This is a genomic window from Actinoplanes sp. GCM10030250, assembly GCF_042666575.1.
GTDB lineage: Bacteria > Actinomycetota > Actinomycetes > Mycobacteriales > Micromonosporaceae > Actinoplanes.
In genome coordinates this window covers 1-11231 of the sequence record NZ_JBHTDO010000076.1, presented here as the reverse complement: position 1 = coordinate 11231, position 11231 = coordinate 1, and the positions used below count along the sequence as shown (strand labels likewise).

The following is an 11231-nucleotide window of genomic DNA, read 5'->3' as shown; positions in this document are numbered from 1 at the left end:
CCGTGGGGCCACGGCAACTCGCTCGAGTGGGCCACGTCCAGCCCGCCCCCGCTCCGCAACTTCGACCGCATGCCCCGCATCCGCTCCGAACGCCCCGCCTTCGACCACAAGTTCCCCCACCTGGCCGCCGGCGAACAGTCGATCGCCGGCCCCCCGGAAGGCGGAGCCCGCGTCCTCAGCAAGGAGTCCGACGGCGGCGCCACCTACAAGGACGACGTAACCACCGACCGCGACCGCTGACCCACTCGGCGCCTCACCCCGCCCTACGCTCCAGTCCACCCCGCCGCCCAGCCTTGCGGCGCCGCCACCCCCTCTATGGTTTGACCGCGAGCACCGGCCTCCCGGCAGTCAGCAGGATCCGCTGCGCCGTACTGCCGAGGAACAACTTGCCCACCGCACTCCGGCGACGCAGACCGATCACGATCACCGACGCGTTCTCCTCCTCCGAGGTCTCGATCAACAGATCAGCGAGCTCACCGGTGTGCGGGGCGGTGCGCAGCCGCAGCTCGATTCCTGCCTGTTCCGCCCTCGTGGTGAGGTCCGCGATCTTGTCCTCGTCCACGGCCTCGACGCTGATCGGCGCCCCGTTGCGCGGCGAATTGACCAGAAGCAGTGGCTCTCGTCGCCGTCTCGCCTCGTCGACGGCGGCTTCAAAGGCGGCTTCCCCTTCCGGCGTAGGGAGATACCCGACAAGAACGGTCATGCTTTGCGCTCCTCGCGTGTGAGCTCTTGGTCTGGCGCGCCCGGCGCAACCGGGCCGGTCATACCTGCGTCGGTTGCAGCCGGGTCGGTGGTAACCGCGTCAGCCGTGCCCGGTTCGGTCGCAGCCCGGTCGGTCGCAGCCCGGTCGGTCGCATCCGCGTCGGTTGTGGCCGGGCTGGTGCCGCCGGAGGTTGAGGTCGCGCGCCGGCGGCGCAGAAGAAGCTGCGCCACCGGCAGCAGGATGACGGCGATCAGGACAGTCAGCAGGACGCCGGAGATCGGCCGAGTGAAAAAGCCGGTCGGATCGCCGTCGAAGAGGAGCAGCGAGCGGCGCAGTGACGTCTCCAGAAGCGAGCCGAGAACGAAGGCGAGCACCATCGGACCGGGATCGAAACCGACCTTCTTCATCAGGTAGCCCAAAACCCCGAACGCGATGACCAACCCGATGTCGAAGACACTGTTGTTGACCGTGTACGCCCCGACCAGCGTGATCAGCACGGTGATCGGCGCGAGGACGGTGGCCCGGACCCGAAGGATCCGCACGAAGAGCCCCACCAGCGGAATGCTCATGATCAGCAGCAGGATGTTGCCGATGTACATCGAGTTGACGACGCCCCAGAACAGCTCGGGGTTCTCGGTGACCAGCTGCGGGCCGGGGGTCACGCCCTGGATGAGCAGAGCCCCGAAGATCACGGCCATGGTGGCGTTGGCGGGGATGCCGAGCGACAGCAGCGGGATGAACGACGAGGTGGCCGCGGCGTTGTTGGCGGTCTCGGGCGCCGCGACACCTTCGATGGCGCCCTTGCCGAACCGCTCGGGATGCTTGGATCGTCGCTTCTCCCAGGCGTAGGCGGCCATGGACGAGAGGACGGCACCACCGCCGGGCAGGATGCCGAGGAAGAACCCGAGCACGGACCCGCGGCCGATGGCCCCGCCGGACTGCCTGAGGTCGGCGCGGCTGGGCCAGACGTTGGTGACGGTGGCCGGCGGCGCGTGCACCTTGCGGTGCCGTTCCTCGAGGTTGTAGAGGATCTCGCCGAGCCCGAACAGGCCCATCGCGATCGGTACGAAGTCGAGCCCGTCGGCCAGCGACAGGTTGCCCATGGTGAAGCGTTCCGCGCTGGTGAAGTCGTCGCGCCCGACAGTGGCCAGCAGCAGGCCGATCGTGGCGGCGGTGAGGGCCCGCAGGCGTCCGCCGCTGCTGATCGTGGACACCAGCAGGATCCCGAGCAGGGCGAGCGCGGTGTACTCGGGTGGGCCGAAGTCGAGCGCGAACTCCGCGACGACAGGCGCCACGAAGGTGAGTGCGACGATCGCGAGGGTGCCGCCGACGAACGAGCCGATGGCCGCGATGCCGAGGGCGGTGCCCGCCTTTCCCTGCCGGGCCAGGGCGTGACCGTCGAAGACGGTGACGACCGAGGACGCCTCCCCGGGCAGGCGGAGCAGGACCGACGTGATGGTGCCGCCGTACTGGGCGCCGTAGAAGATGCCGGCCAGCATGATGATCGCGGTGACCGGTTCGAGCCCGAACGTGAGGGGCAGCAGGATGGCGATGGTCGCGGCGGGTCCCAGGCCGGGGAGGACGCCGATGAGCATGCCGATGACGACGCCGACGAGGCAGTAAAGCAGGTTCGTCGGCTCGAGGACGACGGCGAAGCCGTTGATGACCTCGGACAACGGTCCTCCCGGAGACTGGTCAGAACAGGTGGGGGATGGTGACGTCGAGCGCGCCGACGAACAGTGCGTAGAAGGCGACCACGATGCCGATGCTCGTGATGATCGACAGGCGCCAGGACTCCTTGCCCAGGAATCTCAGCCAGACGAAGGCCAGCAGGGCGGTCGGGATCTCGAAGCCGATCGTGGCGATCACCGCGACGTAGACGACCATGCTGGCCACCGCGGCGACGACCAGCAGGCTGCTGCGGGTGAACCGTTCCGCCTCCCCGGTGTGCCTCGCCCGGATCGCCAGGGCGAGCCCGAGGACGACGAGAGCACCACCGACGACCAGCGGCCATGTGCCCGGGCCCGGTGCCGACGGGCTGCCCGCGCCGAGCGCCAACGACCCGGCGATCGCCGCGCCGCCGAGGACGACAACGACGGCGGCGGCGATCAGGTTGGCCGCCGGCCCCGCGGGCGGGGGCCGGTCGTCCACGAGCTCGAGGTCGGCCTCAGGCCCGGTGCCGACTACCGGCTCGGGGCCTGCAGCGGACCCGGCGCCCACCACGGCCTGGCTGCTCATCGCGGGTTCGGTGTTCATTTTCCGCTCAAGTCGATCTTCTGCTGAGCGACCAGGTCCTTGTAGGTGGTGAGCGATCCGTTCCACTGCTCGAGCAGGGCGGCACCGTCCACCTCGTTGGCGGTGAGCAGGCGATCGGTGTTGAAGTCCTTGTAGGCCTGAGTCTCGAACGACTTCTGGAAGGCGGCCCGCAGCCGGTCGACGATCTCCTTCGGGGTGCCCTTCGGCGCGACGATCGCCCGGGACTGCTGGACGGGCACGTTGTAGCCGGCCTCGGTGGCGGTCGGGATGTCCGGCATGTAGCTGGGGCGCTGGGTGGCGAAGGTGACGATCGGCGTGGCCTTGCCCGCCTCGATCTGCTTCTTGGCCTCGCCGAGCTGCACCGCCGCGACGTCGACCTGGCCACCGAGGACCGCGGTCAGCGCCGGGGCGCCGCCGTTGAACGGCACCGCGGTGGCGTCGACGCCGGCCTGGGCGAAGAGCAGGGTCTGGGTGAGCTGGCTGCCGGTGCCGACGCCGGTGGTCGCGAACTTGACCGGCCGCTTCGCGTCGACGATGTCCTTGACCGTCTTGAAACCGGTCTGCGGGTGCGCGATGAGCACGAAGTCGTCCTGCGAGATGCCGGTGACGACCTCGTAGTTGTTGACGTCGACCGCCTGGTCGGCGGGCACCGCCAGGGGAGTGATGTAAGCGAGGGAACCCACGAACACCATGATCGTATAGCCGTCGGGCTTGGCGGCGGCGAGCTCCTTGGCCGCGACAGCCCCGTTGGCGCCGGGCCGATTCTGTACGGTGATGGGCTGCTTGAGGTCGGTGCTCGCCGGTTCGGCCAGCGCCCGGCCGATCAGGTCGGTGCTGCCGCCCGCGTCCTGGCCGATGAGCAGGGTAACGGCGCGTTCGGGGTAGGCCGCCGCGGCGGTGCCGGAGTCGCCGGAGTCGAGGTTGCCGCCGCAGCCGGTGAGGGCGAGGGCGATCGCCAGCCCGAGAGCGGGAAGGATCTTCTTCATTGCGGTCTCCCGCTGTGAGGGGGGTCACTTGTTCGGCGAGCGTATGGCCCTGCGTTCATGCCTGTCCAAGCCAATTCCTGCATCGATTGATACCTTCAGAGCATGAACTACACCCTGGAGCAGCTGCGGGGCCTGGTGGCGGTGGCCGAGGAGCTGCACTTCGGGCGTGCCGCCGCCCGATTACGGATGACTCAGCCGCCGCTGAGCCGGCAGATCCAGAAACTGGAGGCCGCCGTCGGCGCGCAACTGCTGGACCGCGACAACCGCCGGGTGACGCTGACGCCCGCCGGCGAGGCCTTCCTCGCCGAGGCCCGCCGCATCCTGGCGATCGCCGAGTCCGCGCCGGAGCTGGCCCAGCGCGTCTCCAGCGGCTTCCGCGGCCTGGTCCGGCTCGCCTTCACCTCGGCCGCCACGTTCGGGACCCTCGGACGGCTGCTCAACGCGGTGGAGCGCCATCTGCCCGAGGTGCACATCGAGCTGTTCGAGATGGTCACCCGGGAGCAGATCGCCGCGCTCGCCGGTGAGGACATCGACCTGGGCCTGGCCCGGCCGCCCTTCGATCCGGAGCTGTTCGACTCCCGGCTCCTTCATCGCGAGCCGCTGCTGCTGGCGATCCAGGAGGGTCACGCGCTCACCGAGCTCAGCCGGCCGGTGGTGGCCTCCGACCTGGCCGGTGAGCCGCTGATCTTCCACTCGCAGCAGAAGGCACGGTACTTCTACGACCTCGTCGTGAGCATGGTGCCGCTCGCTCAGGAGCGGGTCGTGCACACCGTCAGCCAGGTGATGACCATGCTCTGGCTGGTCTCCGCCGGGCGCGGTGTCGCCTTCGTGCCGGCCTCGGCGCAGTTGCTCGGCGTTCCCGGCGTCGCGTACCTGCCGATTCACACGCCGATCCCCGAGCCGGTCGAGTTGCACCTGATCTGGCCCCGGCACTCGCACAACCCCGCGCTCGAACGGGTGCTCCTGGTCCTGGACGACGTGATGCTCTGACGGTATCAAGCAATGCCGAAACACTCTTGGACAGGCATCACTGACGTTTCCTACGGTGACCGGGTGACGCAGAATCCCCCTTTCGACCTCGCCGCCCGGCTCGGGTCCGGCCTGCTGTCGTTCCCGGTGACCCACTTCGACGAGGACCTCGCCTTCGACGAGCACCGCTACCGCGAGCACCTGGCGTGGCAGGCGAGCTTCGGTGTCGCCGGTCTCTTCGCCGCGGGCGGCACCGGGGAGGGTTTCAGCCTCACTCCTGAGGAGATCGACACTGTGGTGCGTGTCGCCGTGGACGAGGTGGGCGACCAGGTCCCGGTCATCGCCCCGGCCACCGGCGGCACCGCACTGGCGGCAGCTCAGGCCAGGGCCGCCCAGGACGCGGGCGCCGCCGGCATCCTGCTGCTGCCTCCCTATCTGACCGAGGCGAGCCAGGCCGGCCTGATCGCGCACGTCGACGCCGTCTGCCGGGCGACCGACCTCGGTGTGATCGTCTACAGCCGGGCCAACGCGGTGCTCGAGGACGTCACGGTCGCCGTGCTCGCCGACCACAACCCGAACCTGATCGGCCTCAAGGACGGCGTCGGCGACATCGAGCGGATGACCCGCACCTACGCGAGGGTCGGCGACCGCCTGATCTACATCGGCGGGCTGCCCACCGCCGAGACGTTCGCGCTCCCGCTCCTGCAGCTCGGAGTCAGCACGTATTCGTCAGCGCTCTACAACTTCCTGCCGGAGTTCGCGCTCCGTTTCTACGCGGCGGTGCGCGCCCAGGACCGGGCCGCCGTCTACGGGATGCTCAACGACTTCGTCATTCCCTATCTCGACATCCGCGACCGTGCCCGCGGCTACGCGGTCTCGATCGTCAAGGCCGGCCTGACCGCGATCGGCCGTGACGGCGGCCGGGTCCGGCCACCGCTGACCGATCTGACCGAGGACGAGCGCGCCGGTCTCGCCGCCTTGATCGACAAGGTCCGGCCGTGAGCCCCGTCATCGAGCGCGTCGAGGTGATTCCGGTCGCGGGACACGACAGTATGCTGCTCAACCTCAGTGGGGCGCACGGGCCGTTCTTCACCCGCACCATCGTGATCATCACCGACAGTTCGGGCAACGCCGGCGTGGGCGAGGTGCCGGGCGGTGACGCCATCCGCTCGACCCTGGAATCAGCCGGTCCGCTTCTGATCGGCCGTCCCATCGCTGAGTTCGGCTCGCTGCTGCGCAGCATCGCGTCGGCGTTCGGCAGCCAGGACGTGCATGGCCGAGGCATCCAGACGTACGACCTACGCGTGACCGTTCATGTGGTGACGGCCCTGGAGTCAGCTCTTCTGGACCTGCTCGGGCAGCACCTCGGTGTGCCGGTCGCCGAGTTGCTCGGTGAGGGCAAGCAGCGCGACACCGTGCCGGTCCTGGGATACCTGTTCTACGTCGCGGACTGTGCTCAGACCGGCCTGCCCTACCTCGTGGAGCCGTCACCGGCCGACGAGTGGGAGCGGCTGCGCCGCCGCCCCGCGCTGACCCCGTCGTCGATCGTCGAGCTGGCCACCGCCGCTCACCAGCGGTACGGGTTCGCCGACTTCAAGCTCAAGGGTGGCGTCTTCTCCGGCGAGGAGGAGGTCGCGGCGGTCCGGGCGCTCGCCGCCGCGTTCCCCGACGCACGGATCACGCTCGATCCCAACGGCGGCTGGCTGCTCGCCGACGCGATCCGGCTCTGCCGTGACCTGGGCGGCGTGCTGGCATACGCGGAGGACCCCGTCGGCGCCGAGGGTGACCTGTCGGGCCGGGAGACGATGGCCGAGTTCCGCCGCGCCACCGGGCTGCGCACCGCGACCAACATGATCGCCACCGACTGGCGGCAGATGGCTCACGCCGTTCGTTCCCACGCGGTCGACATCCCCCTCGCCGACCCGCACTTCTGGACCATGCGGGGCTCCGTCCGCGTCGCCCAGCTCTGCCACGACTTCGGCCTGACCTGGGGATCGCACTCCAACAACCACTTCGACATCTCCCTGGCGATGTTCACGCACGTCGGCGCGGCCGCGCCCGGCGAGATCACCGCCCTGGACACACACTGGATCTGGCAGGACGGTCAGCGGCTCACCCGTGACCCGTTCCCGATCCGCGACGGTGCGATCGCCGTGCCGTCCACGCCCGGCCTCGGCGTGGAGCTCGACCCCGACGCTCTCGCCGCCGCCCACGAGCTCTACCTCGAACACGGGCTCGGTGGCCGCGACGACGCCACCGCCATGCAGTTCCTCCTTCCCGGCTGGTGCTTCGACCCCAAGCGCCCCTGTCTGGTGCGGTGATCCCATGTCCGACCGCATAACCGAAGTCGCGCTCTCCTCGGTCACCCTGCCCCTGAAGAACGCGATAAGCGACGCGAAGGTGCTCACCGGCCGGCAGCGCCCGATGACCGAGGTCGCGTTCCTCTTCGCCGAGATCCGCACCGAGCACGGCCACGAGGGCATCGGCTTCAGCTACAGCAAACGCGCGGGAGGGCCGGCCCAGTTCGCCCACGCCCGCGAGGTCGCCCCGGACCTGATCGGCGAGGACCCGAGCGACATCGGCCGGCTCTGGACCAAGCTCGTCTGGGCCGGTGCCTCGGTCGGCCGCAGCGGTGCCTCCACGCAGGCCATCGCCGCGCTCGACGTCGCGCTCTGGGACCTCAAGGCGAAACGCGCCGGCCTGCCCCTCGCCAAGCTGCTCGGCGCCCACCGCGACTCCGTCCGCTGCTACGACACATCCGGCGGCTTCCTGCACGAGCCGATCGAGCAGATCACGGCCAACGCCACCGCGTCCCTGGCCGCGGGCATCGGCGGCATCAAGATCAAGGTCGGGCATCCGTCGCCGGCGGTCGACCTCGCCCGCGTCCGGGCGGTTCGCGAGCACATCGGTGACGACGTGCCGCTCATGGTCGACGCCAACCAGCAGTGGGACCGGCCCACCGCGCAGCGCGCCGGGCGGGCTCTGGAGGAGTTCGGACTGGTCTGGATCGAGGAACCCCTCGACGCGTACGACGTGGAGGGCCACGCGGCACTCGCCCGCACCTTGGACACCGCCATCGCGTCGGGGGAGATGCTCACCAGCGTCGCCGAGCACTACCAGCTCATCAACAGCGAGGCCGTCGACATCATCCAGCCGGACGCACCCCGCATCGGCGGCATCACCCAGTTCCTGCGGCTTGCCACGCTCGCCGAGCACCGCAACCTCATCCTGGCACCACATTTCGCCATGGAGATCCACGTGCATCTCGCCGCGGCCTACCCGCACGAGCCCTGGGTGGAACACTTCGACTGGCTGCACCCGCTCTTCAACGAGCGGCTGGAGATCCGGGACGGACGCATCCACCTGTCCGATCGCCCCGGTCTCGGCGTGACCCTCAGCGACCAGCTGCGAGAGTGGACCGTGAACCGCGCCGACATCCAAGGAGGAACGCAGTGAGCGCCGACGTTTCCAGCATCGACCCGCGTACCGGTGAGGTGGTCGAGGTCGTCGCCCAGGAGACGGCGTCGGTCTCGGAGATCTGTGAGGCGGCGCGGACCGCGGCGGCCCCACTCGAGGCGCTCGGCCGTGAGACGCGAGCCGCACTCCTCGAGGCGCTGGCGTCGGCTCTTGAGGACAGCCGGCCGCGGATCGTAGAGGTGGCCGACCGGGAGACGGGGCTCGGCGAGACCCGGCTCAACGGGGAGTTGACGCGGACCTGCTACCAGTTGCGGCTGTTCGCCTCGGTGCTCACCGACGGCGGCTATCTCGAGGCGGCCATCGACCACGCGGGCGAGACGGCGATGGGCCCGCGGCCCGATCTGCGGCGCATGCTCGTACCCATCGGTCCGGTCGCGGTCTTCGGCGCCAGCAACTTCCCGCTCGCCTTCTCTGTCCCCGGCGGCGACACCGCCTCTGCGATCGCTGCCGGTTGCCCGGTCGTCCTCAAGGCGCATCCGTCGCATCCGGCCACCTCGCAGCTGTGCTTCGAGGTGCTCACCGAGGCCGCGCGCAAGGCCGGCGCACCTGAGGGAACCTTCGGGATCGTGTACGGGCAACGGGCCGGCGCCGACCTGGTGGCGCACCCGGCGATCCGGGCGGTCGGCTTCACCGGTTCGCAGGGCGGAGCCCGGGCACTGCTGGCGATCATCGAGCAGCGCGCCGACCCGATCCCGTTCTTCGGCGAGCTGAGCAGCCTGAACCCGGTGGTCGTCACCCCCGCGGCGGCAGCGGACCGCGCGGCACGGATCGGATCGGAGTTCGCCGCTTCGTTCACACTCGGAGCGGGACAGTTCTGCACCAAGCCGGGGCTGGCCTTCGTACCGTCCGGCCCGGACGGAGACGCCCTTGTCGCCGCCGCTCGCGCGGCGGTCGCTGAGGCCGAGCCGCTGGTGATGCTCAACGAGGGCATCGCGGCCTCCTACGCCCGCGGAACCGCCGCCCTGGGCAAGGTCCTGGAGACGTCCTCCGCGGGTTCCGGCGCTGCCTCGGCTGGATTCCGTGGCAATCCCACTCTCCTCACCACGACCGCGGCCGACCTGCCACCCGAGGCCACCGAGGAGTGTTTCGGCCCGGTCGCCGTAATCGCCCGGTACGCCGACGAGGCCGACCTCTTCGCCGCTCTCGGCAAGCTGCCCAACTCCCTCACCGCCACGATCCAGCGCGCCCCCGGCGAAACAGACCTACCGGCCGAACTCACCCGCTTCCTCCGCCCGCTTACCGGTCGCATCATCTACGACGCCTACCCCACCGGCGTTGCCGTCTCCTGGGCCCAGCACCACGGCGGCCCGTGGCCGGCCACCAACACCCAGCACACCTCCGTCGGCGCCACCGCCATCCGCCGCTTCCTCCGCCCGGTCACCTGGCAGAACGCCCCGTCCGACCTCCTACCCCCCGAACTGCTCGACGACCACAACTCCATCCCACGCCGAGTCGACGGCCGCTTCCAGCCACAACCGTGACCCACCGCCCACCCGCAACCCGCGCACCGCAACCCGCGCACGGCGGCCCGCGGCGCACTCCCGCGCGCGGCGGCCCGCGGCCGCCGCGATTCGCGCCGCACCCCGGTGACCCGCCCGCCACCGCGACCCCGTCGCGACCCGGTTCCCGCCTGCGGCCCTTGACCACTCCGCCGCCTCGGATCACCGCGCGCATCCTGTCCTTGCCGCTTCCGAGCCTTTCCGCGCCGACCACATCGGACCGAATGATTAGTGAACGTGCCTTGCTGGAAGTGCTGTCCGGGGGCAGTGCGTGACTCTTGAGCATGCCGTGTTGCTGGTCCTCGGCGGTGTCGGTTCCGGTCTGACAGGCTCGATGGCGGGGCTCGCGTCGCTCGTCAGCTACCCGGTGTTGCTCGCGGTCGGCATCCCGCCGGTTGCGGCGAACGTGACGAATACCGTGGCCCTGCTGTCCAGCGCCGTGGGGTCCGCGGCCGGTTCCCGGCGCGAGTTGCGAGGTCAACGCTCCCGGATCGTCCGCCTGGGCGCCCTGGCCACAGTAGGTGGGCTAGCCGGCGCGGTGCTGTTGATGGTCACCCCGTCCTCGTCGTTCGAGCGCATCGTGCCCTGGCTGATCGCCCTCGCCGCCGTAGCGCTGCTGCTTCGAGAACCGCTGCGCTCCTGGTACACCAGACCCGGCCGCCGCCCGCCCCTGCCCCTGGCCGTCTTCCTGATCGCCATCTACGGCGGCTACTTCGGAGCGGCCGCCGGCGTACTCCTGCTGGCCGCGATGTCGCTCGCCGCCGCCGAGCCTCTGGCTGTCACCAATGCGGTGAAGAGCGTCATCCTCGGGGCGGCCAACCTTTCCGCCGCTGTCCTCTACGCCTTGATCGCCCCCGTCCACTGGTCCGCCGCAGCCCTGCTGGCCACCGGTTGCCTGCTCGGTAGTTGGCTCGGCCCCGCAGTGGTCCGCCGCACCCCCGAAAGACCCCTGCGCATAGCCATCGCCCTCGCCGCCCTCTCCCTGGCGATCTACCTCTGGCAAGACGCCACCCCTCCCACCCCCGGCGCCTGACCCACCATCCCGGCCGGCTCCCAGCGGCGCCTTTCGCGAGCGAAAGCCCCTCTGACGCCCAGCTGGTCGGTTCGGCTGGCGGTGAGGGGGGCCTTTCGCGGGTGAAAGCCCCTCTGACGCCCAGCTGGTCGGTTCGGCTGGCGGTGAGGGGGGCCTTTCGCGGGTGAATGCCCCTCTGGCGCCCAGCTGGTCGGTTCGGCTGGCGGTGAGGGGGGCCTTTCGCGGGTGAATGCCCCTCTGGCGCCCAGCCGGTCGGTTCGGCTGGCTGTGAGGGGGGCCTTTCGCGGGTGAATGCCCCTCTGGCGCCC

Annotated in this window: 10 protein-coding genes and 1 pseudogene; 7 read left to right on the top strand and 4 right to left on the bottom strand. The window is 70.2% G+C overall.

Annotated features, from left to right (window positions below; genetic code table 11):
• Positions 1 to 240 (top strand): annotated as a pseudogene (locus ACFQV6_RS43920) (cytochrome ubiquinol oxidase subunit I); the annotation flags it as partial.
• 73 nt (positions 241 to 313) lie between these two features.
• Here the strand turns inward: ACFQV6_RS43920 and ACFQV6_RS43915 are convergent.
• Genes ACFQV6_RS43915 through ACFQV6_RS43900 form a run of 4 tightly spaced genes read right to left on the bottom strand, consistent with a single transcriptional unit; the run spans position 314 to position 3945 of the window.
• Complete coding sequence (locus ACFQV6_RS43915) at positions 314 to 703, bottom strand: universal stress protein (RefSeq protein ID WP_378033685.1); 390 nt, start codon at positions 701 to 703, stop codon at positions 314 to 316.
• Complete coding sequence (locus ACFQV6_RS43910; protein ID WP_378033684.1) at positions 700 to 2379, bottom strand: tripartite tricarboxylate transporter permease; 1680 nt, start codon at positions 2377 to 2379, stop codon at positions 700 to 702. The genes ACFQV6_RS43915 and ACFQV6_RS43910 overlap by 4 nt, the downstream gene beginning before the upstream one ends.
• A 19-nt stretch (positions 2380 to 2398) precedes the next feature.
• The gene (locus ACFQV6_RS43905; RefSeq protein WP_378033683.1) at positions 2399 to 2959 is read right to left on the bottom strand and encodes a tripartite tricarboxylate transporter TctB family protein; all 561 of its coding nucleotides are present in this window, start codon (positions 2957 to 2959) and stop codon (positions 2399 to 2401) included.
• The gene (locus ACFQV6_RS43900; protein ID WP_378033682.1) at positions 2956 to 3945 is read right to left on the bottom strand and encodes a tripartite tricarboxylate transporter substrate binding protein; all 990 of its coding nucleotides are present in this window, start codon (positions 3943 to 3945) and stop codon (positions 2956 to 2958) included. Before ACFQV6_RS43900 ends, ACFQV6_RS43905 begins: the two co-directional genes overlap by 4 nt.
• Before the next feature lie 102 nt (positions 3946 to 4047).
• Between ACFQV6_RS43900 and ACFQV6_RS43895 the strand changes: the two genes are divergently transcribed.
• The 6 genes from ACFQV6_RS43895 to ACFQV6_RS43870 all read left to right on the top strand — a co-directional run bounded on the left by ACFQV6_RS43895 (position 4048) and on the right by ACFQV6_RS43870 (position 10923).
• Positions 4048 to 4935 (top strand): LysR family transcriptional regulator, encoded by an 888-nt coding sequence (locus tag ACFQV6_RS43895; RefSeq protein WP_378033681.1) that lies wholly within the window; start codon positions 4048 to 4050, stop codon positions 4933 to 4935.
• A gap of 63 nt (positions 4936 to 4998) precedes the next feature.
• Positions 4999 to 5916: a 5-dehydro-4-deoxyglucarate dehydratase gene (gene kdgD, locus ACFQV6_RS43890; RefSeq protein ID WP_378033680.1), complete on the top strand. Its 918-nt coding sequence runs from the start codon at positions 4999 to 5001 to the stop codon at positions 5914 to 5916.
• Positions 5913 to 7235 (top strand): enolase C-terminal domain-like protein, encoded by a 1323-nt coding sequence (locus ACFQV6_RS43885; protein WP_378033679.1) that lies wholly within the window; start codon positions 5913 to 5915, stop codon positions 7233 to 7235. The genes kdgD and ACFQV6_RS43885 overlap by 4 nt, the downstream gene beginning before the upstream one ends.
• Positions 7236 to 7239: 4 nt before the next feature.
• Positions 7240 to 8370, top strand: a complete 1131-nt coding sequence (locus ACFQV6_RS43880; protein ID WP_378033678.1) for a mandelate racemase/muconate lactonizing enzyme family protein — start codon at positions 7240 to 7242, stop codon at positions 8368 to 8370.
• Positions 8367 to 9872 carry an aldehyde dehydrogenase (NADP(+)) gene (locus ACFQV6_RS43875; RefSeq protein ID WP_378033677.1) on the top strand — a complete coding sequence of 502 codons (1506 nt, stop codon included), beginning with the start codon at positions 8367 to 8369 and terminating at the stop codon, positions 9870 to 9872. The genes ACFQV6_RS43880 and ACFQV6_RS43875 overlap by 4 nt, the downstream gene beginning before the upstream one ends.
• Before the next feature lie 289 nt (positions 9873 to 10161).
• Complete coding sequence (locus tag ACFQV6_RS43870; protein ID WP_378033676.1) at positions 10162 to 10923, top strand: sulfite exporter TauE/SafE family protein; 762 nt, start codon at positions 10162 to 10164, stop codon at positions 10921 to 10923.
• Positions 10924 to 11231 lie beyond the last annotated feature (308 nt).